General features: G+C 56.5%; 22 protein-coding genes, 7 tRNA genes and 2 rRNA genes. 9 read left to right on the top strand and 22 right to left on the bottom strand.

Features of this window, described 5'->3' with window-relative positions; all coding sequences use genetic code 11:
- Positions 1-569 precede the first annotated feature (569 nt).
- Positions 570-1,193, top strand: a complete 624-nt coding sequence (locus H8S55_RS10890; protein ID WP_186878994.1) for a hypothetical protein — start codon at positions 570-572, stop codon at positions 1,191-1,193.
- Positions 1,194-1,391: 198 nt separating this feature from the next.
- Here the strand turns inward: H8S55_RS10890 and H8S55_RS10895 are convergent, their stop codons facing one another.
- The gene (locus H8S55_RS10895) at positions 1,392-2,285 is read right to left on the bottom strand and encodes a hypothetical protein (RefSeq protein WP_186878995.1); all 894 of its coding nucleotides are present in this window, start codon (positions 2,283-2,285) and stop codon (positions 1,392-1,394) included.
- Positions 2,286-2,397: 112 nt separating this feature from the next.
- Between H8S55_RS10895 and H8S55_RS10900 the strand changes: the two genes are divergently transcribed.
- Positions 2,398-2,730 (top strand): arsenate reductase family protein, encoded by a 333-nt coding sequence (locus tag H8S55_RS10900; RefSeq protein ID WP_147563868.1) that lies wholly within the window; start codon positions 2,398-2,400, stop codon positions 2,728-2,730.
- 68 nt (positions 2,731-2,798) lie between these two features.
- On the opposite strand, the gene H8S55_RS10905 is transcribed toward H8S55_RS10900, so the two are convergent.
- The 3 genes from H8S55_RS10905 to H8S55_RS10915 all read right to left on the bottom strand — a co-directional run bounded on the left by H8S55_RS10905 (position 2,799) and on the right by H8S55_RS10915 (position 6,252).
- On the bottom strand, positions 2,799-3,044 hold the full coding sequence (locus tag H8S55_RS10905; protein ID WP_147563869.1) for a hypothetical protein: 246 nt from the start codon (positions 3,042-3,044) through the stop codon (positions 2,799-2,801).
- A 1-nt stretch (position 3,045) separates the two neighbouring features.
- A complete protein-coding gene (locus tag H8S55_RS10910) occupies positions 3,046-4,581 on the bottom strand; it encodes an HAL/PAL/TAL family ammonia-lyase (RefSeq protein ID WP_366467863.1) in 1,536 nt (511 codons plus the stop codon).
- An 87-nt stretch (positions 4,582-4,668) separates the two neighbouring features.
- A complete protein-coding gene (locus H8S55_RS10915; protein WP_186878996.1) occupies positions 4,669-6,252 on the bottom strand; it encodes a BCCT family transporter in 1,584 nt (527 codons plus the stop codon).
- A 381-nt stretch (positions 6,253-6,633) separates the two neighbouring features.
- Here H8S55_RS10915 and H8S55_RS10920 point away from each other — a divergent pair, with 381 nt between their 5' ends.
- Positions 6,634-8,301 (top strand): sigma-54 interaction domain-containing protein, encoded by a 1,668-nt coding sequence (locus tag H8S55_RS10920; protein WP_243200571.1) that lies wholly within the window; start codon positions 6,634-6,636, stop codon positions 8,299-8,301.
- A 63-nt stretch (positions 8,302-8,364) separates the two neighbouring features.
- On the opposite strand, the gene H8S55_RS10925 is transcribed toward H8S55_RS10920, so the two are convergent.
- The 3 genes from H8S55_RS10925 to H8S55_RS10935 all read right to left on the bottom strand — a co-directional run bounded on the left by H8S55_RS10925 (position 8,365) and on the right by H8S55_RS10935 (position 10,752).
- On the bottom strand, positions 8,365-9,429 hold the full coding sequence (locus H8S55_RS10925) for a GGDEF domain-containing protein (protein WP_186878997.1): 1,065 nt from the start codon (positions 9,427-9,429) through the stop codon (positions 8,365-8,367).
- Between the two features lie 167 nt (positions 9,430-9,596).
- A complete protein-coding gene (locus H8S55_RS10930) occupies positions 9,597-10,169 on the bottom strand; it encodes a hypothetical protein (RefSeq protein WP_186878998.1) in 573 nt (190 codons plus the stop codon).
- 73 nt (positions 10,170-10,242) lie between these two features.
- Positions 10,243-10,752 carry an AAA family ATPase gene (locus H8S55_RS10935; protein WP_207721835.1) on the bottom strand — a complete coding sequence of 170 codons (510 nt, stop codon included), beginning with the start codon at positions 10,750-10,752 and terminating at the stop codon, positions 10,243-10,245.
- A gap of 26 nt (positions 10,753-10,778) precedes the next feature.
- On the opposite strand from H8S55_RS10935, the gene H8S55_RS10940 reads away from it, so the two are divergent.
- Positions 10,779-11,105, top strand: coding sequence for a helix-turn-helix domain-containing protein (locus tag H8S55_RS10940; RefSeq protein ID WP_207721836.1), 327 nt, complete (start codon positions 10,779-10,781; stop codon positions 11,103-11,105).
- A 494-nt stretch (positions 11,106-11,599) separates the two neighbouring features.
- Here H8S55_RS10940 and glsA read toward each other — a convergent pair whose 3' ends face one another.
- The 4 genes from glsA to H8S55_RS10960 all read right to left on the bottom strand — a co-directional run bounded on the left by glsA (position 11,600) and on the right by H8S55_RS10960 (position 14,462).
- Entirely contained in the window at positions 11,600-12,517 is a 918-nt protein-coding gene (gene glsA / locus H8S55_RS10945; protein WP_186879000.1) for a glutaminase A, read from the bottom strand.
- A gap of 116 nt (positions 12,518-12,633) precedes the next feature.
- The gene (locus H8S55_RS10950; protein ID WP_186879001.1) at positions 12,634-12,969 is read right to left on the bottom strand and encodes a hypothetical protein; all 336 of its coding nucleotides are present in this window, start codon (positions 12,967-12,969) and stop codon (positions 12,634-12,636) included.
- A 264-nt stretch (positions 12,970-13,233) separates the two neighbouring features.
- Positions 13,234-13,704: a low molecular weight protein-tyrosine-phosphatase gene (locus H8S55_RS10955; RefSeq protein WP_186879002.1), complete on the bottom strand. Its 471-nt coding sequence runs from the start codon at positions 13,702-13,704 to the stop codon at positions 13,234-13,236.
- A 320-nt stretch (positions 13,705-14,024) separates the two neighbouring features.
- Entirely contained in the window at positions 14,025-14,462 is a 438-nt protein-coding gene (locus tag H8S55_RS10960) for a MerR family transcriptional regulator (RefSeq protein ID WP_186879003.1), read from the bottom strand.
- Positions 14,463-14,575: 113 nt separating this feature from the next.
- On the opposite strand from H8S55_RS10960, the gene H8S55_RS10965 reads away from it, so the two are divergent.
- From H8S55_RS10965 to H8S55_RS10980, 4 genes are read left to right on the top strand one after another with little or no spacing between them, the layout of a single operon-like run.
- Positions 14,576-15,115, top strand: a complete 540-nt coding sequence (locus H8S55_RS10965; protein WP_186879004.1) for a flavodoxin family protein — start codon at positions 14,576-14,578, stop codon at positions 15,113-15,115.
- Between the two features lie 3 nt (positions 15,116-15,118).
- Positions 15,119-15,883, top strand: coding sequence for a carboxymuconolactone decarboxylase family protein (locus tag H8S55_RS10970; protein ID WP_186879005.1), 765 nt, complete (start codon positions 15,119-15,121; stop codon positions 15,881-15,883).
- A complete protein-coding gene (locus H8S55_RS10975) occupies positions 15,880-16,857 on the top strand; it encodes an alpha/beta hydrolase (RefSeq protein WP_207721843.1) in 978 nt (325 codons plus the stop codon). The genes H8S55_RS10970 and H8S55_RS10975 overlap by 4 nt, the downstream gene beginning before the upstream one ends.
- Before the next feature lie 16 nt (positions 16,858-16,873).
- The gene (locus tag H8S55_RS10980; protein ID WP_186879007.1) at positions 16,874-17,500 is read left to right on the top strand and encodes a hypothetical protein; all 627 of its coding nucleotides are present in this window, start codon (positions 16,874-16,876) and stop codon (positions 17,498-17,500) included.
- 180 nt (positions 17,501-17,680) lie between these two features.
- Here the strand turns inward: H8S55_RS10980 and H8S55_RS10985 are convergent, their stop codons facing one another.
- Entirely contained in the window at positions 17,681-17,887 is a 207-nt protein-coding gene (locus tag H8S55_RS10985) for a hypothetical protein (RefSeq protein WP_186879008.1), read from the bottom strand.
- Positions 17,884-18,156, bottom strand: a complete 273-nt coding sequence (locus tag H8S55_RS10990; protein ID WP_186879009.1) for a hypothetical protein — start codon at positions 18,154-18,156, stop codon at positions 17,884-17,886. The genes H8S55_RS10985 and H8S55_RS10990 overlap by 4 nt, the downstream gene beginning before the upstream one ends.
- A gap of 29 nt (positions 18,157-18,185) precedes the next feature.
- Here H8S55_RS10990 and H8S55_RS10995 point away from each other — a divergent pair, with 29 nt between their 5' ends.
- Entirely contained in the window at positions 18,186-18,644 is a 459-nt protein-coding gene (locus tag H8S55_RS10995) for a transposase (protein WP_186879010.1), read from the top strand.
- A gap of 115 nt (positions 18,645-18,759) precedes the next feature.
- Here the strand turns inward: H8S55_RS10995 and H8S55_RS11000 are convergent.
- The 9 genes from H8S55_RS11000 to H8S55_RS11040 form a co-directional block, all read right to left on the bottom strand.
- Positions 18,760-18,835: transfer RNA gene (locus H8S55_RS11000), tRNA-Thr, on the bottom strand.
- Between the two features lie 7 nt (positions 18,836-18,842).
- Positions 18,843-18,919 (bottom strand) — tRNA-Asp (locus tag H8S55_RS11005).
- A 38-nt stretch (positions 18,920-18,957) separates the two neighbouring features.
- Positions 18,958-19,033: transfer RNA gene (locus tag H8S55_RS11010), tRNA-Trp, on the bottom strand.
- Positions 19,034-19,036: 3 nt separating this feature from the next.
- Positions 19,037-19,113, bottom strand: a tRNA-Ile gene (locus H8S55_RS11015).
- Between the two features lie 61 nt (positions 19,114-19,174).
- Positions 19,175-19,250: transfer RNA gene (locus H8S55_RS11020), tRNA-Asn, on the bottom strand.
- A 36-nt stretch (positions 19,251-19,286) separates the two neighbouring features.
- Positions 19,287-19,402, bottom strand: a 5S ribosomal RNA gene (gene rrf, locus H8S55_RS11025).
- Positions 19,403-19,537: 135 nt separating this feature from the next.
- A tRNA-Glu gene (locus H8S55_RS11030) sits at positions 19,538-19,612 on the bottom strand.
- Between the two features lie 3 nt (positions 19,613-19,615).
- Positions 19,616-19,691: transfer RNA gene (locus tag H8S55_RS11035), tRNA-Lys, on the bottom strand.
- Between the two features lie 202 nt (positions 19,692-19,893).
- Positions 19,894-20,008 (bottom strand): 23S ribosomal RNA (locus H8S55_RS11040); the annotation flags it as partial.

Genomic DNA, 20,008 nt, shown 5'->3' on the forward strand with positions numbered 1-20,008 from the left:
AAAAATCAGATTAAAGACAAAGTTAGCGGGAACTGTCAAAGCGGCGGTTCCCGCTAACTTTTATAATGCAAACATTTTCCGCTTGGGTCTGAAGACTGCATTTTGAAACAGACATTTTATAACGGTTTACCCGTTTATATATAAACGGGTAAACCGTTATACAGTTATTTTTCTACGTATGTTGTTGATTTCCTCGTTTATTTATGGCAGTATGAGAATGGATTAGTATAGTGTTTTTGTGGAGCTGCGGTCGGTGTCAGCTGAGTGCTGCAGCAGGATTCGATGCTCGTCTGGGCGAGGGTAAAGAGTGATTAGGCCCAGAGCGTCTTGGCCGGGAGCTGCCGGCTGGGGGTTCAGCAAATACCCATATAGAAGCCATGACAGGGTTGATACTCCTGTGTGGTGTGCGGGCTTACCACAGTAACCTTTGTGAAATGGAAAGCGCACCATGGACCCCAACACGAGTAATCCTTTTGAAAGTGATGGGCAAGCGAAATGTATCATGTCCCTATCTCTTTCTGATATTGAAGTAGATGATTTTCTGTAAAAACGAAAAAGAGCGGTTTTTTATGAAGCTAAAACATCTATTCTCACCTGTGAAACCGGATATGAACTCTAATTCTCGTTGGCATCGCGCGTTTTTCTTTCTCCATCGCTGGCTTTCCCTTTCCTTGATCCTGGAGGCATGTGCTTTCCTCTGGAAAACTTCGACCTCCGGCTACGGTTTTGCCATAGAAGAATTGTTCCCCTTTGCGATTTTCATGCCTTGGCTCGGTGTTCGTTTTCTCTTTTCCTATGGAACGGATGGAACACCTGAGCGGCGCAGGTCATGGTTCCCATGGTTTCTTCTGCTGTATGGCGTATTCCTAGCCGGAAGCTGGTATCTGGACATCCATATCTTCTATCTGATGTGGCATCAGCTTTGGGGGCTTGGCCTGTTTGTGGGGAAAATAGCCATTGTCTGTTTTTTTGCTGCGATGCTTCTTCGCTTTCCCCGCGCTTCCTGTTCTCCGCCTGGAGAGCGGCCTATCTCCCCTTGGGGGCAAGCCGTCATCTGGTTTGGTTTACTGCTGTGCCTGCTGTTTCGCGTATTTTCAACCATGGACCCGTTGGTTTCGCTCCTTGTATCCTGCGCAGAATTTGGGCTGTTTCTTTACGCTTCCTGGGATGTAACGTATTTATCCCCCAAGTAAATATGCAGCGTGTCAATAAACCCGTTTCTGTCATTCCGAGGAGCGAAGCGACGTGGGAATCCGTAACCCAAAAGTCGGAAATGTGCTGATACTCGTGAGTTTTAGGAACGGATTGCCACGTCGGCCCGTTGGGCCTCCTCGCAATGACAGGCTTTTTTGACAGTCTGAAATATGTTCTAACAAGCGGGCGGGAACCGATCATTTTGTTCCCGCCCGCTGCGGTACCAGCCCAGCCAGCGTGCTCAATCTCTCCCCCGAGGCGGCCATTCTTGCGCAGATGCGGCCGGCGGCGGCGGGGGCGGACCACAGCCAGGGGCGGGCGGCGTACAGTCGGCGGGCCCGCTCCCCGTCCCGCTCCAGGGCCAGCACCTGCCCCCCATAGCACAGCGCTGCCGGGGCCGCCCACGGGGCCCGGACCGAGGGCAGGGCGACGATCCCCCCGCCGTTTTCCATCTCGATCAGGGCCACCAGGGCCAGCAGGCGCTCCGGGGGGATGGGCGCTCCCGTCTCGTCCTGGGCCAGCAGGCAAAAGCCGCCCCGGGCGGTGAAAAAAGCGGGAATGCCGGGCCGCCACCGCTCCTCCACCTGCCAGCCCAGGGCGGAGAGCACCCGGCCCAAGTCCCGGTCCGCCCCCCGGTCTCCGGGCACCGCCGCCTGCCGATGCCGCCAGGGAGGGCCGCTCCGCCCCAGGGCCAGCTGCCGGGCGGTCTCCCCCGCCCACAGCCCTTCGGGAATATGGCGGACGGTCCAGGCTCCCCCCTCCGCTCCTGCCGCCGGGGGCTGGGACAGGGCCTCCTTTAACCGCCCCAGGGCCTCCGGGGCAAAGGGCAGCCCCAGGCGGTCGAACAGGTGGAGCCGGGGCGGGCCCTCCGTGTCAAAAAACAACAGGGCGGGCAGGCCCCACCGCCGGGCCGCCCAGCTCCCCTCCACCGGGCTGGTTAAATTGGGGAAGAGCTCCGCCCGGCCCCCCGCCGCCGCCACGCCCCCGGCGCAGGCTCTCACAAGATCCTCCCCCGCCCCGTCCGGGGTCCGGGCCAGGCCCACTCTCCCCCGGCGGGCCAGCACAAAACCCAGCTGCGCCAATTTTTCCACATGTTCGCCCCCTTCTGTGGATAACCTGACGTTAGTATGGCTGAAAACCGCCTTGTCCCGGGGAGAAAAACCTGGTATCATAGGGGAAACCAGACGGTGCGGGAGGACGACGATGAACATTCAGATCTTTGGTGTGAAAAAGTGCTTTGACACGAAAAAAGCCCAGCGCTATTTCAAGGAGCGCCGGGTGAAGGTTCAGGATATCGACTTGAAGAAGATCGGCATCAGCCGGGGGGAGCTGACCAGCGTCATCTCCGCCGTGGGTCTGGACGCTCTGGTGGACCCGGGGCACCCGGACGCCGCCCTGCTGGGCTATCTGGCCGACAGTCAGGCGAAGGTCCAGCACATTCTGGAGGACCCCACCCTCCTGCGCACCCCCATCGTCCGCAACGGCCGCCAGGCCACGGTGGGGTATTGCCCGGACGTGTGGGAGAGTTGGAAATAAAAAAGTCTATTCGCCTTCCCCCAGGGGAAGCAAGAGAACCCCCCGCCGGGTGTCCGGCGGGGGTTAGCTTATTTGCAGAATTCCGATTTCCGAAACAGCGAGCGGAGCAGCACGATCCAGCCCCAGGAGATAGACAGGGTGGGCAGACAGGCCAGCAAAACGGCCTTCACCGGGTGGATCTCGGAAAAGCAGATGGGTCCGAAAAACATGACGAACACCACCACCATCATCACCAGCAGGGTGATCTTCTCCATCCGGGTGTTGGGGGGCGTAAGAAAAATTTTCTTCAGATCGATCTCCACTTGCTTTTTCATATTACTTCAACGCTCCAGTCACAGATTCCACCGTGCGGATCAGACCGCCGGAGTGGATAAAGTCCTTCAGATACACGATATAGGGATACAGAAAGTCGTCCTGCTTCAGCACGGGCACATGCTTGGCGATCTCGTCCAGCACGGCCTGGGTGGCGGGGCTGCGCTTCACCTCCGGGTCCACGAACTGCTGCACCTGATAGGCGGACAGCAGCTCGATGGCCAGCACATACTCCAGCTTCTCCGCCATGGGGCCGGACTTCTTGCAGGCCAGATAGCCCATGGCCACATAGTCCTCCTGGTTGCAGCAGGTGGGGGTGTTGTCGATGGTGGCGGGGGTGGCCAGGCCGCGCATCTCGTTGATGAGGCCCGCCTGGGTATACTGGGGGATCATCAGGCCGGAGTTCAGGCCGGGGCTCGCAATGCAGAAGCTGGGGTAGCCGGACAGGGACTCGTCGATGATCCGGTTGTTCCGCCGCTCAGACATCTTGGCCAGAGAGACGGCGGCGATGCAGGCGGAATCCATCTCCATGCCCACATAGGCGGAGTCGGGGTTGCAGGCAGAGATCACGTCCTGGCTGCCCTCCTCGGGCCACAGGATGGGGTTGTCACAGCAGGAGTTCATCTCGATCTCGATGGTCTCTTTGGCATCCCGGAAGGTCTTTTTGGCCGCACCGTGGAGCTGGGGGATGCACCGCAGGGACAGGGCATCCTGCACCCGGTGGCCCTGGTACTTCTCGATGATGCCGGAACCGGCCAGGATGCGGCGGACGTTCTCGGCGGTGTCCCCCTGGTCAGCGTGGGGGCGCACCTGCATCACCCGCGCGTCAAAGGCGTTCATCACGCCCTTCAGGGCCTCCAGCGACATGGCCCCGACGATGTCTGCGGACTTGGCGGCCTTCTGGAAGTCGTAAAGGCCCAAAGCGGCCATGGCGGTGGCGGAGGTGGTGCCGGACACCAGGGCCAGGCCCTCCTTCGAGCTGAGGGTGATGGGCTCCAGACCGGCCTTTTTCAGGGCCTGGTCGCCGGGCAGCAGCTCGCCCTGGTAATAGGCCTTGCCCCGGCCGATGAGCACCAGGGCCATGTGGGCCTCGGGGGACAGATAGCCCACGCTGCCGTCCCCGGGGGCCCAGGGGGTCAGACCCCGGTTCAGGAACTGGCGGTACTGCTCCAGCAGCTCCAGCCGCACGCCGCTGTAGCCCTGGCCCAGGTTCTGCAGGATCATCAGCATGATGCCCCGCACCCGCTCGATGCTCAGGGGCTCGCCCAGGGAGACGGAGTGGGACAGGATGATGTTCTCCTGCAGCTTGGCCGTCTCCTCCTTGCTGATGGCCTTGGTACACAGGGCGCCAAAGCCGGTGGTGACACCGTACATCACCTTCTCCTCGTCCACCCAGCGCTCCACCAGCTGGCGGGACTTGTCCACCCGCCGGCAATAGTCGTGGGAGAACTCCACCTGTGCGCCCTCCCGGCACACAGCGATAAACTGCTCCATGGTGACGGGCTCACCCAGCACGATGGTTTTCTTTTCCGTGTTCACAACGTACCTCCACACTGTGCTCCCCCGCCCGGGAGCACATTCTCCCAGGCGGCGGCACAGCAACTTCTTAACTTCAATGCTCCAAACTTACTGCTCGATCTGGTCCACGCTGTCCACGATATCCTTCTTGGTCTCGGGGTCCAGGAAGAATACCTTGATGGCGGCAGCCACCTGAAGGATGAACACGATCAGGACCACCGCGCCGCCGCAGGCAGCCAGATACTTCACGCCGTCCACGCCCTGGGCGCCGCCGCCGAAGGCCACCATGATGCAGGCAATGGCGCCGATGGACACGCCCCAGACGATCTTCTGCCACATAGCGGGCTCCTCGTCGTGGCGGGCGCCCTTGGTGCACAGGGCGGCGATGGTGGTGGACATGGTGTCAGCGGTGGTAGAGAAGGCGGCGATGAGGGAGATGATGACCACGGGGATGATGATCGCGCCCAGCGGCACATGCTTCAGGAACTCCCAGATACCGGCCACAGCGCCGCCGTCCTGGATGGCGGCAATGATGTCGGCCTTGCCGCTGATCTGCCAGTCCAGGGCGGTGCTGCCCCAAACGGCAAACCACACAAAGCCAAAGCCGGCGGGCAGCAGGAAGTTTACGGTCATGAACTGGCGCACGGTGCGGCCATAGGCGATCATGGCGAAGAAGATGCCCATCAGGGGGGCGTAGGCGATCCAGATGGCCCAGTCATACATGGTCCACCAGGTGACCAGGGCGGAGCCGCCCACCACATAGGGATCAAAGCCCCACATCCAGAAGCGGTCCAGCCAATAGCCCAGGCCCACGTTGGCCATGTTCAGGATATACACGGTGGGCCCGATGATGAACAGCAGGATCAGCAGCACATAGAAGATCTTGGAGGTCAGACCGGCCAGCCACTTGATGCCCTTGTCCATGCCGGTCACGGAGGCGATGGTAAAGGTGGCGGTGATGATGGCGGTGAGGACGATCCACACCACAGGGCCCTGGGCCACGCCATAGGCGGCATACAGACCGGTGCCGATCAGCGCCAGGCCGGCACCCAGAGAGGCGGCCAGACCCAGAGCGATGGCCAGCACGGACAGCACATCGATGAGCACCACCCAGATGCCCTTGGTGACCTTGTCGCCGAACAGGGGGGTGAGGGAGGCGGCCACGGTCAGGTCCTTTTTGCGGTTGAAGTACATATAGGCGATGAGCACGCCGGACAGGGCGTACATGGCATAGGGGATCACGGTCCAGTTATAGAAGCAGCGGCCCATGGCAAACCAGGCGGCCTCGTCAGACAGGGCCTCGATGCCATAGCCGTCCAGCTCGCCGTAGATGTTGCCGAAGTAGATCAGCACCTCGTTCACGCCATAGGTGATCAGGCCGGTGGCGATACCGCCGGTCAGGGTCATGGCGAACCAGGAACCGAAGGAGTACTTGGCCTTGGCCTCGGGGCCGCCGAAGCGGATCTTGCCCACCTTGCTGAAGGTCAGCATACAGGCCAGGACCAGCGTGACCATGGCCACCACCTGATACAGCCAGCCGAAGGTACTCAGGGACCAGCCGAAGATGGCGTTGGTCACAGAGGTCAGCCACTCGTTGTTGACGATGCCCAGAATGGCAGCGCCGCCGATGACCGCAAAGCAGGGAATAAATACATCCCAGCGGATCGGCTTCTGATTGGTTTCATGTTTCATGTTGTGTCACCCGTATGTAAGCCGCAGCCGCGTCCTACATACACTCTCCTTTCTGTGTTATCCACACGCTTTATAAATACAGCAATTCCCGTGCCATTTCTTAAAAAATCACCTGAATTTTTTCTTTTTATTTATTTTATACAATTCCGCGCATTCTATTCTGTACATATTCGCCAGTTTCTTGCCACCTTGCTCCCTTTGTTTCGTGGGGACACATTCCCCGTCATCTCCGTCCTTTTTCGCTGTTCGTTCTTATGTGCAATTTGTTTTTGCAGTATGCAAAAATAAATTGCATTTTCTTGACGAACAGGGGCGCGCGCTATATAATTCTATCATAAAATGCTCTGTCTCGTCTGGCCCTGTGTCAAAGGAGGATGCCCCTTGTACTTATTTGATGTCTTGTTCACCATCGGGCCCCGGGAGGAATTTCTCAGCCTGACCTGGGGCGGGGAGCACGCCGCCCTGCCCTATCGCCCCATGTGTGAGCACTGGGTGGAGCAGCGCCACAAAATTTTTGAGGTGCTGCCCCTGCCCGACCAGCGCCCCGGCGGCAGTCTGGTGTGGAACGGGGAGCAGCTGGCCTATCTGCTGCTGCCCGCCCCGGAGGGAAAGCAATATCTGCTGCTGTCCTGGAACGCCAACACGGAGTTTCTGTACACCCGGGCCCTGGATCAGCTCCCCTTCGGCGTGCAGATCTATGACAAGAACACCCACGCCGTCTATTTCAATCAGGCCAGCCGGGAGATCTCCCACATTCCCAGCGGCGTGAACATCACCGGGCGGCACCTGCTGGACATGTATGACCTGGAGGAGACGGTGAGCACCACCATGACCGCCCTGCGCACCCAGTCCCCGGTCATCGACCGGGTGGACCAGTTCTCGGTGGACAACGGCACGTTTATTGCCAGCGCTAACACCTCCTACCCCATTTTTCAAAACGGTCAGCTGTCCGGTGCGGTGACGTTTGAGCATACGGAAGAGACCATTCAAAAATATTATCAGAGCATCCAGGACACCCGCCAGGCGCTGAAGCACTTCTCCGGCAGCGCCGCCCCCGTCCGCTTCTCCGGCTATACCTTTGAAAACGTCATCGGCGGCAGCGAAAAGCTCCGCTCCGCCGCAGAGCTGGCCCAGCGGGTGGCCCCCCAGAACAGCCCCGTCATGCTGGTGGGAGAAACGGGCACGGGGAAAGAGATCTTCGCCCAGAGCATCCACCGCTCCAGCCCCCGGGCGGGGAAAAAATTCGTGGCCATCAACTGCGCTGCCATCCCGGAGACCCTCATCGAAAGCCTGCTCTTCGGCACGGCCAAGGGCAGCTTCACCGGCAGCGAGGACAAGGCCGGCTATTTTGAGGAGGCCAGCGGCGGCACCCTGTTTCTGGACGAGCTGAATTCCATGAGTCTGGTCATGCAGTCCAAGCTGCTGCGGGTGCTGCAGGAGCGCACCTTCCGCCGGGTGGGCGGCAAAAAAGATCTGGAGCTGGACGTGCGCATCATCTCCTCCTGCAACGAGGACCCCTTCCAGACGGTGGAGGAGAACAAGTTCCGCCGGGACCTGTTCTACCGCCTGTCCTCCGTCATCATTGAGCTGCCCCCCCTGCGGGAGCACCTGGAGGACCTGGAGCAGCTGACCTGGTACCACCTGGAGCAGACCGCCTTTCAGTATGTCCACCGCATCACCCGCATCCAGCCCCAGGTCTATCAGCTGCTGCGGGCCTATCGCTGGCCGGGCAACGTGCGGGAGCTGTTCCATGTGCTGGACTACGCCCAGAACGTGGCCGACAGCGATGTGATGACGGTGGAGCATCTGCCCGCCTATCTCCGCAAGAACCAGGCCCCCGCTCCCCGGCAGAGCGCTCCTCTCACCCCCTCCGGCCATATCGACTTCTCCCACACCTCTCTCCAGGCCCTGATGGACGACTATGAGAAGGAGGTCATCACCCAGGCCCTGGACCGCTGCGGCTATAACATCTCCCAGACCGCCCAGGCCCTGGGCATCCTCCGCCAGAGCCTGCAATACCGCATCCGCAAATATGGGATCATCTTCTGAACGTTTTCCCCTTTATCCCCATCACAAAAACAGGGTGCCGCCTCAGCGCGGCACCCTGTTTGCTTATTTTCCGGCGGTCTTATTTTCATACATCTCCCGGTCGGCCCGTTTGATGGCGCTGCCCGCGTCGGTCTCTGCCGGGTCGAAGGGGGTCATTCCCACGGCCACATCGGGCAGACAGGGCAGCTTCTCCCGCTCCGCCGCCAGCAGGGTCTTGAACTGCTCTGTCCGGGCCTGGGCTTGTGTCCGGTTCCCGTCAAAGATGACGCAGAACTCGTCCCCGCCGATGCGGTAGCATTGGCCCTCCCGGCCATAGGCCTGGTGCATGGCCCGGGCGATGGTCTGGAGCACCTGATCCCCCCGCTGGTGCCCATAGTGGTCGTTCACTTCTTTAAAGCGATTCACGTCCATCATCAGCAGGGTCACCGGGCAGCGGAGGCGGGCCAGCCGGCTGTCATAGCCCCGGCGGTTGCGCAGCCCGGTAAGGGCATCGGTGTTCTGCACCACGCCGGAGTAATATAAATAGGTGAACATCACCGCAAAGGCCAGGCAGGGATAGTCCGCCCGGATCTGCCGGTTGCACAGGCGCATTCCCACCCCACTGACAAAAAACAGCAGGATCAGGGCCATGATATTGCCCCCGGCGGCCTGGTTCCGGCGGCTAAAGCACACCCCCTCCCAGATGAACACCAGGGCGGCGGTGAAATAGACCGCCACGTAGATCCAATAAAGCTCCCCGTGGTAATAGGCATTGCGCTCGTCAAAGGCCACGATCAGGCCGAAGGGGGCGGCGGCCAGCTCCACCGCTACGTGGACGATGAGCAGCCATTTCAGCTGCCTGGCCCGGCCCTCCGCGTCCAGGGCCCGGAGAAATTCCACCGCCACAAAGGGGGCGATAGACAGCTCCAGCACCTTCACCCCCAGGTGCAGCCACCGCAGCCCGGGGCCGCTGCCGTCCAGAAGCACGGTCAGCCACTCCGCCCCGGCAGCGGCCACCACTGTGGCAAAAATCACCTGAAACTGCCGCTGCTTCTCCCGGTCCAGCCAGTCACTGCTTTGGACGATCAGGGCCATGATGCCCATGGCAAAGCAGGTGAGATAGATCATCGCGCTGTAATAGGCCGTCATGGTGCTCCCCCTTTCTGTCCCATCCGTTGAAAAACGATCTCGCTTTTGTATCTTGTAAACAGCGCAATCATTTTACTGTATCCTGTGGGAAGTTGCAAGAAGATTTTGCAAAAGCACCCCCGGCTCACTGGTCCCGAAACCGGTGAGCCGGGGGCGTTTGTTGTCTGTCAGCCGAAGAAGCCGTAGCCCATATCCACGTTATAGAGGCCATAGAAGTCCAGCGTGTCCGCCTGATCCTCCTGATACTGGCCGGGCCACCAGGAGAGGAACTCCTCGTTCAGGCCATCTGTGGGTGTGTCGGGCAGATAGAGAATGAAATCCTTTCCCTGCTCCACACCATAGGGTTCCGAGGAGACGTAGCGCACGCCGTCCTCCACCCACTCCTTGCCCTGCTCATAGTCGCTGGAGAGCTCCTCCAAGGTCAGGGAATAGCTGTGGTCGTCCAGCTGCTTGATATCCGTAAACTTCCCGGAAAAATTGCACAGGTACACGGTCCCGTCGGGGTAGTCGTCCCCGCTGTCCCCCATGTCAGAATCGTGGTACTCCCCAGAGAAGGAGCCGTCCGCCGCCAGGGTCAGACCCGTGCCCCAGGCCCCCACGCCGCTGGAAAACTCCAGGTCGATGGGCAGACTGTCCGCCAGTCCGCCGTCGATCCTCTCCCCGCTGCTCTTCTCTCCGCATCCCGCCAAAAGCCCGGTACACAGGGCCAGCGCCGCAGCCGCCGCAAAAACTTTCTTCATGGTCCGCCCTCCCAATATGGTCTTTTTCCACATTATAATCTGTCGGGATGGCGGTGGCAAGGATAAATTGGCACTAGTCCAGGCTGATCTCCCGGCGGGTCATTTTTGCGTCGCTCCGCTGGTTTTTGGCCACGTACAGGTCCTCCCCCAGGTCAGCCAGCTCCACCTTCTCCACCTCGCCCCTGGCCAGCAGCCGCTCCAGGACCAGAGATGCCAGCCGCCGTCCGCTCAGGCCCAGTCTGCGGACCGCGTCCGCCTGGGCACATACCTGGGCAAATTCCTGCTTCGTCGCCGCGCCCTCCTGCAAAAAGAGCGCCTCGCAGCCCGTGACGAAGGTCCCGGTGAGATAGCGCTGCTCCTCTCCCTGCCCGGAATAAGGCAGCAGTTGCCCTTCCTTAAAAAAGATGACCGTGTCCTGCTCCTTCGCCGTTTGAAACAGGCGGCTTAAATTTTTGGAGGTCTCCCCCACGTACTTTGACTCGATCTCCGCATAGTCCACGCAGATCATCTGCTTCTCCAGGGCGCTGGTGATGGCGTGGGCGGCCATGGTCTTGCCTGTGCCCGGCGGCCCGTACAGATTCACCGCCAGGCCGCTCTGAGGTGATATTCTTGACTGATGCCGTGAAAACCCAGATCGGCCGCAGGCTCCGGGAAAAGCGGGAGCAGGCGGGATATACCAGAGAGCAGTTGGGGGAACTATGTTCCCTCAGTCCCCGCTTTCTCGCCAATATTGAGCTGGGCGATTCCACGTTCAGCCTGGATTCCCTGATGACAGTATGCCGGGTCCTGTCGTGCAGCAGCGATTATCTCCTGTATGGACGGTCTGTAGATGCCGGGGCCTGGAATGAGACAGTCGGCAAGATACAGCACCTGGACATCCGCTATCAAGCCAGCGTTGACAAGGTATTGCAAGGGCTGGTAGAGGCAATCCTTTAGGCGGAACCCAAATAAAACGGAAACGCCCCTGCGGCAGAGCGTTCCATACGCTGTCGCAGGGGCAATGTCATTTAAGAAGCCTGAATTGTTGGAGTCTGTCAAGAAACTTCAAAATATTGTCTAACTTTTCGGGGTCACTTCAGACAATGCTGTACGTTTCTCTTTTGCCTTATCTGCCCCGCTATATCGGGGACGTATTCATCATCCTGAAAATAGAAGTTTCCTTCGTACGAATAGAAACGAACTTCAAGTTGCAGGGCATAAACTGCTATGCTTCCAGAGTTCCTTTGGCTGCTTGGACGGCATCTGTTCTTTTCCTCTAATACAAGGATCTTCTTAGTGACCCTCCAGCTTGCTTACCTCATTTTTCATGGTTTGCTTCACCTTCGTTATGCAGATAATTTGTACTATCTTTTTCGATAAAAATGTTCGAAAAACGGGTTCCATTTACGTGACGCACAGGCTAGTAACAAACAATTTTGAATTACCAAACTCTAAAAAATACTTAGGTAAAGCCGATTAGATAAACGCTCCAGCAGCTGGATCCCCGCCAGACTGTTTCCCTTCTCGTCCAGGCCGGGGGAGAAGATGCCAATGCCCATCCGGGTGGGCACCACCGCCATGATGCCGCCTCCCACGCCGCTTTTGGCGGGGACGCCCACGTTCACTGCGAAGGCCCCCGACCCGTCGTACATACCGCAGGTCATGAGGATGGCGTTGACGTAGTTGCCGTACTCCCGGTCAAAGACCCGCTCCTCGGAGTCGGGCAGGGTGCCGTGGCTGGACAGCACCGACCCGATCACCGCCAGATCCTGGCTGGTCACCGAGATGGAGCAGGCCTTGAAGTAGAAGTCCAGCACCTCCTCCACGTCGTCCTCCAGCATTCCGTAGGTTTTCAGCAGAAAGGCCAGGGCCCGGTTTTTGTAGCCGGTGTGCTTTTCCGACAGGTACACGTCCTGGTCCAGCTGGATGTCCGGGTTTCCCGCCAGCTTCCGGGTCAGCTCCAGCAGACGCTGGAACTTCTCCTCATAGCTGGCCCCATGAATGAGCCCGCAGATGGCGATGGCCCCCATGTTCACCATGGGGTTCAGGTGGTCGCTGAGCAGGGTCTGGTCGGTCACATTGATGGCGTCAAAGGGCTTGCCGGTGGCCTCCACCCCCACCCGGGAGCGGACATACTCCTCCCCGTTGTCCATCAGGGCCAGCAGCAGCAGGATGGGCTTGATAACACTCTGGATGGCAAAGGGCTTGTTCCAGTCTCCGGCGTGAAAGTGCTGCCCGTCGCTGCGCAGCACGTAGATGCCCAGGTCGTCCAGATTGGCCTTGGCCAGTTCGGGGATGTAGGTGGCCACCTTTCCCTGGCGGGCGTAGGGGCGGCACTGCTCCAAAAGTTCTTCTAACAACGCTTCCATATAAACCTCATTTCTTCTTTCCCGGTGCAGCCCTGAACCGGGCCCTGTCCGGAGTTTAAAATTGCCGCGCATCCATGGGATGCGCGGCAATGGGTTTTCTGAGTGGTCTGCCCCGCTCAGGCGTTGGCATCTTCCCCGTGCAGCTTGCGCATGGGGGCCAGCTGCATGGCCAGCAGGCCCATGATAATGGCCACCACCATCATGCCGATGGCCAGCAGCAGGGGCACGGTCCAGTCCCCCTGCTGCTCGGCCAGGGTGGGCAGCAGCAGCACGCCGAACAGCCAGGTGCCAGCAGCGCCGCCAAACCCGATGCAGGCGATGGCCACGCCCAGGATGGATTCCCGCTTGTCAATGAACCACTGGCGGATGAAGGCGCTCATGCCGCAGGTGAATGTCATCAGCGCGGCAAGGAAGGCCTGAAAATAGCCGGAAAATTTCGGTTGGTTGGTCATAAAAATTAGATCCGTCCATTGTGATTCACCTGCTCTGCTCAGATTCTGGTGTGGTGCGGCTCTTGTTTCCATTAGAAACGGTTAAAGGTTGTCAAAATAATAACATAATCTCTTCAAAAGTCAATGTAGAAAAGCATAACACATCAGAATACTGATTCCTATTCTATTCTGGAAATCTGAATATATCCACATCTTACAACTAATTTCTATGTGCAAATTATATTTCAATGTATTTTGTCTCACTAATTTTTCTTGATAATCAGCTTATCCGCATATCAATACCTTGTGAATAATTTGGGAAAGCACCCCTCGGCATCCTTCCTCCACATCCCGCCAAGTTGTATCGAAATCATCAGTGTACCATGGATCAGCCACTTCGCCGGGGTGGTCGGTGAAGTCCATTAGCAGATGCATTTTGTCAGCAAAATCGCCGCCGCAGATCCGATACATATCCCGTAGATTGGCGCGATCCATCCCGATCAGCAGATCATATTTCTCATAGTCGCTGTTCTGAAGCTGGCGTGCCCTCTTGCCAGAGCAGTCGATCCCATGCTCGGCCAGCTTGCGGCGGGCCGGTGGATAGACAGGATTTCCAATCTCTTCGGTGCTGGTAGCTGCCGATTCGATAATGATTTTCTGTTCTAAACCTACCTTCTTCACCAAATCTTTCATAATAAACTCGGCCATCGGGCTTCTGCAAATATTGCCGTGACAGAGGAAAAGTATCTTGATCATACTCTGTACGCTCCAATGACAACCTTGCATAAAGCATGACAAGAAAAACAGCGGTGCAGACAATTAGAAATCGAAAAAGCCACATTCCGATGACTGGGCGATCCAGCACATCAGAGTGTGGCTCTTTTTCATAGGCGGTCAGAGTTGATTTCGGTTTTCTTTTGTAAGGCCGTTTTTTCACTTTTTTCTGCCGCCGTTTAGCAACCACTCTGCAAGACATCGTTTGCCGTTGTTGGGTTATCCGTTATCGAGAAAATTCACGCGCCAATGAAATAATTTCAAAAGAAAGAATTATTGGCTCCATAAATTATCCATCTATTTTAGCGATGCGCGTTTTCGTATGCTTTTCGGATCCCCTCCGGCAAGCGGTCAGGAATCAGTGCCTTTAGTCTGTCCTCGCTGCCGTCTTGGATCGCCTGTTCATAGTACCAGCATTTGAATTTCAGCATATCCAGCGCCCGGTTCATGTGCGCGATCTCTGCTTCCATGTGGGCTTTCCGCTCCTCAAACATGGCTTTGCGCTGGGGATAGGTGGTCGGCCCTTCTGCACACCAGTCCATGAACTGCCGAATGTCCTTGATCTCCATGCCGGCCTTTTTCAGACACTCGATGACTCGGAGCGCCTCAATCTCCTGATCGCTGAATCTGCGGATGCCGGACACCCGCTCCATGTTCGGAAAAAGCCCCTGTTTGTCATAATAGCGTAGTGTGGAAATGGGCAGATCAAACATCTCTGCCACCTGTCCGATCATGTACATAAAATGCTCCTAAAAAATTTTTTAAAAAACTCTTGACCTAAAGTTAGGTTCATGTCTTATCGTACTCAGTATAGCAGAAAAACAAATATTTTCAAGAGGAAAAGGAGCTTACTATGAGTAAGAGGGTTCTGATCATATCGTCCAGTCCCCGCAAGGGTGGGAATTCGGAGACGTTGGCGGCAGCCTTTGCCAAGGGTGCGCAGGAAGCTGGTCATCAGGTAGAGACTGTGTTTCTGCGGGAAAAGCAGGTTGGCTTCTGCAAGGGCTGTCTTGCCTGCCTGAAGCTGGGGCACTGCGTCATCCAGGACGATGCCGTGGAAATTGCCGCCAAAATGCACGATGTGGATGTGTTGGTGTTCGCAACGCCTGTCTACTATTACTGCGTCAGCGGTCAGCTCAAGACGATGCTGGACCGTGCCAACCCGCTGTTCGATACGGACTACGCCTTTAAGAAAGCCTATCTGCTTGCAACGGCGGCAGAGGACGCACCGGAGACTTTTGCGGGCACAGAGAAGGCTGTGCAGGGCTGGGTGGACTGTTTCCCCCGCTGTGCGCTGGTTGGCACAGTGTTTGCAGGCGGTGTGAACGGCGCTGGTGAGATCGCCGGACATCCTGCGCTGGAGCAGGCTTATCAGATGGGCAAGGAGGTGTGAGCCATGGCAGTCAAACAAACGGCAGGCAGAGAGGCTCTGGGGGCATTTGCTCCCAAATTTGCGGAATTGAATGATGATGTGCTGTTCGGGCAGGTGTGGAGCCGGGAAGACAAGCTTTCCCTGCGGGACCGCAGCATTGTAACAGTGGTGGCGCTGATGGCGCAGGGGTTGACGGATTCGTCCTTTCAGTACCACCTGACAACTGCAAAGAACAACGGTGTGACCAAAATGGAAATTGCGGAGATCCTGACCCACGCGGCATTTTATGCGGGCTGGCCCAAGGCGTGGGCGGCCTTCCGTATGGCAAAGGAGGTATGGGCAGAGAACGATGCCACCGATGCAAAAGCCAAGCATCAGAATGAAATGGTCTTTCCCATCGGCGCACCCAATGACGCCTTTGCGAAATACTTTATCGGACAAAGTTATCTCGCACCTCTTTCTACGCAACAGGTCGGTATTTACAATGTGACCTTTGAACCGGGCTGCCGTAACAACTGGCATATTCATCACGCCAAAAGCGGCGGCGGACAGATCCTCGTCTGCGTAGCCGGGCATGGTTACTATCAGGAATGGGGCAAACCGGCACAGGAGCTGCGCCCCGGCGATGTGGTAAATATCCCTGTTGGCGTAAAGCACTGGCACGGCGCTGCACCGGATAGCTGGTTCTCTCATCTGGCGGCAGAGGTTCCGGGGGACGAAACCTCCAATGAATGGTTGGAAGCCGTGGACAATACAGCATATTTTAAGGCAACAGCCAAGGAGGTCTGAATATGGAAAAACTGAATCTGACACAGGAATGGGACAAGGTGTTCCCGAAAAGCGACAAGGTGGATCACAAAAAAGTGACCTTTCATAACCGCTACGGCATCACACTGGCGGCGGATCTGTACACGCCGAAGGGCGCAGAGGGCAAGCTGCCCGCTATTGCCGTCAGTGGTCCGTTCGGTGCGGTGAAGGAGCAGTCCTCCGGCCTGTATGCGCAGAAAATGGCGGAATTTGGCTTTTTGACGATTGCCTTCGACCCGTCCTTCACCGGCGAAAGCGGCGGTATGCCCCGCTATGTCGCATCGCCGGACATCAACACCGAGGACTTCTGCGCAGCGGTGGACTTCCTCTCCGTGCAGGAGAATGTGGACGCTGAGCACATCGGTATCATCGGTATCTGCGGCTGGGGCGGCATGGCGATCAACGCCGCTGCCATTGACACCCGCATCAAGGCGACTGCGGCTATGACCATGTACGACTTGACCCGTGCGACTGCCACCGGCTACTTTGACAGTGAGGATTCTGAGCAGGCACGTTTTGAAAAGCGAAAAGCGCTGAATACGCAGCGCACCGAGGACTATAAAAACGGCAGCTACGCGCTGGCGGGTGGCGTAGTTGATCCGCTGCCGGAGGATGCGCCGCAGTTTGTGAAGGACTATTACGCCTACTATAAGACGCCCCGAGGCTACCATCCCCGCAGCTTAAACTCCAACGGCGGCTGGAATGTGACGTCTTCGCTGTCGTTCCTGAATATGCCGATCCTGCAATACAGCAGCGAGATCCGCTCTGCCGTGCTGCTGGTACACGGGGAAAAGGCGCACTCCCGCTATTTCAGTGAGACAGCATACAGCAAGTTGACCGGCGATAACAAGGAATTGCTCATGATCCCCGGTGCAAATCACACTGACCTTTACGATCAGATGGACATCATTCCGTTTGGAAAGCTGAAAGCGTTCTTTGAGGAATATCTGAAATGAGACATAGGAAAGCTCTGTGCTGCGTATTGAACGCGGCACAGGGCTTTTTCCGTTTCTGGCGGTTTTGGTCGGCATATTTGATACCCTGTACGCAGGACGCACCTTTGTACTTCGCGGAATCGGACGATACTATCGTTCCCATATGTACGAAGAACCGCAAAAATGTATTCTGCGCTATGGCTCCGAGTATTATCTTCTGGCAGCTATGGGCATCGGCATTCTCCTGATTTATATGGCAATTCTGGTGCCCGCAGCAGCGGAGAACAGCATCATACAGCAGTTTCTGCAGGGTGATTTCTCCCAGAGGTTTGCGCTTTGGTTTGCACCTGTCTGCGGAGTCATCAGTATCGTGTTCCTGGTCGTGATGCTCAATACAAATATCCGGTATTCACAGGAAAAAATGACCATCAAATACCCACTGCACAGAAAACGTGAACTTTACTGGAGAAACATCCAAAGAATCGAAATGGCTGCAGTGAAAAAAACGGAAAAAGCGGAATGGATGAAGCTGCGGCTGTACACACGGGAAGGTACTTACAAGATCAGTTTCAAATTCCTGACACATGGAAAAGATGAATTTTTATCCATGCTTTTCAAGATGATTCAAAAATATAGAATTTCCTGCATGCAAACAGATAAATAAACAGAGTAATGGAGAAAAAACAATGAAGCAAATTGAGGTACGAGGTGACCGTGTGCGCAACCTATAAACTTATACAATAAACTTCAACGCTCCCAAACTAATAAACACAGCTATCAATATCCACGGCACAGGGGTCTGCCTCGCACCCGGTCTGCTTACACTTCAGTTCCGCCCGAATGATCATCGTGAAAGCCCTCCCATCGCCATGCGGCTGCTCTGGCTGCCGTTCATCACTTCTTCCATGCGAAAAAAGCCCTTGTAGGCAACATAGCCACGGTCAGTGAACATCCCGTCCTCCTCATTCATGCGCTCCGTGCCGTACTTCTCATAGTCATAAAAAGCGTCGAGATTTTCGTCATAGTCGAAGTGACCGGACTGGCGGATCATGTACTTGCCGTAGTCGGGGGCAGCAGTCCGCCGACCTGGTCCATGAGCTCCGCCAGCTCCTGATCCCGTCCGCACGAAAGGGTTTCGTCTTGCTCGCGGACGAACGCCAGCGCGCGGTAGATCTCCGTAAGCTGCTCCGGCTCGAAAAGGGCGCCTTTTGGAACGAGATTGCTGCGGACGGTGAAATCCCGCTTGGCGGCTTCGTAGTCGTCCTGAAAATAATGTCCGTGATGGACGCCCTCTCGGTCGAAGTCCCACTCCCAAGTCACAAACTGGACGCTGCCAGGTCTATTGGGCCATGGAACGTGTCAGAAAAAACGAACAAAAGAGACTCTCCTCCAGATTCCGAAAATACTTCAAAAAATCCAGATGTCTTCTGATGAAACCAATGGAAAAACTCTCGACAGAAGAAATGGAGCGGCTGGCCCTGATGTTTGAAATTGCGCCCAGGCTTGCGGATGCGTACCGACTGAAAAATGAGTTTCTTGACGGGATACGATCTAAATCATCTGTGGAAGGAAAACCGAAACTCATTGATTGGCTGGGAACCGTTGAGGCAATGGATCTGCCCGAATTTTCCGATTGTGCCAAAGCATATCGCAACTGGTTCCACGAGATTTTGAACTCCATGGATGTCCCTTGGTCAAACGGTTTCATCGAAGGATGCAACAACAAAACAAAGGTCCTGAAACGTGTTTGCTTTGGTATGCGTAATTTCTCCAATTTCAGAAGACGCATCCTGTTTTGCCACGCATGAAAGCAGTGCCGGGAATCCTCCCGACACTGCTTGAGATGATTTACTTTTTCTCTACCCCAACTATTGACGTAGAACCAAAGAAAAACCTTGAAGCCAAATGACTTCAAGGTTTTTGTGGAGCTGCTAGGCAGATTCGAACTGCCGACCTCATCCTTACCAAGGATGCGCTCTACCGACTGAGCTATAGCAGCAAATAAATGGCGACTCGGAAGGGACTTGAACCCTCGACCTCCGGCGTGACAGGCCGGCGTTCTAACCAACTGAACTACCGAGCCATTTAAATCTATGAAAACGGAAGAACCGTAATTTACAATGGCAGGGGCAGAAGGAATCGAACCCTCGGCACGCGGTTTTGGAGACCGCTGCTCTACCAGCTGAGCTATACCCCTATGTGGTGGGCCTTCACGGGCTCGAACCGTGGACCGACCGGTTATGAGCCGGCTGCTCTAACCAACTGAGCTAAAGGCCCAAACCGTTCAAACTTATTTCTTGAAAGAGCGGCTTGCCGTCGTTCTGGCGACAAGCCGCTTTGGCTCCCCAAGTTGGACTCGAACCAACGACCCTGCGGTTAACAGCCGCATGCTCTACCGACTGAGCTATTGAGGAATGTGAAAGGGTCCGGCCTGGTCGACCAGACCCTTGTGTTGGCATTACCTATCTTTCCGGCCCGTCTCCAGGCAAGTATTTTCGGCAGAAGCGAGCTTAACTTCCGTGTTCGGAATGGGAACGGGTGGACCCTCGCCCTAATCAATACCAACTTAATTTTTTGCGCTTTGTCTTACTTACTCAAATTTCAAACCAGCGCAGCGTTTGAAATTTGAAACGAGAAAACAGCGGTGGGAGCGAGCTTTCGTGTTTACACGGAAGCGAGCGATCCATAGCTTGTTTTCGACTGGTGACCCGTACGGGAATCGAACCCATGTTTGCGGCGTGAGAGGCCGCCGTCTTAACCGCTTGACCAACGGGCCAGATGGTGCGCCTTCAGGGATTCGAACCCGGGACCCACTGATTAAGAGTCAGTTGCTCTACCAACTGAGCTAAAGGCGCGTCGTCAGCACAAACTCCATATCCTTCGCTTCCACCTCCGGTGAAAGCTCACTCATTTCGTTGTGCTTCCTCTTCAAATCAGACTCGCTTCGCTGGGCTCTGATTTGAGTTTGGGATGCGCGATCCTGCACCCTGAAAACCGAACAGTGAAACAAACCTTTCCATCGCTTACAAGCGCCTGCGTATTTCTTCATAGCTTTTGTAGGTCAAGCCCTCGGCTTATTAGTATCGGTCAGCTCCATGCCTCACGGCACTTCCACCTCCGACCTATCAACGACATAGTCTACGTCGAGCCTTACTCCATAATGGATGAGAGA

Source organism: Flintibacter faecis (assembly GCF_014287875.1).
Classification (GTDB): Bacteria; Bacillota; Clostridia; order Oscillospirales; family Oscillospiraceae; genus Lawsonibacter; species Lawsonibacter faecis_A.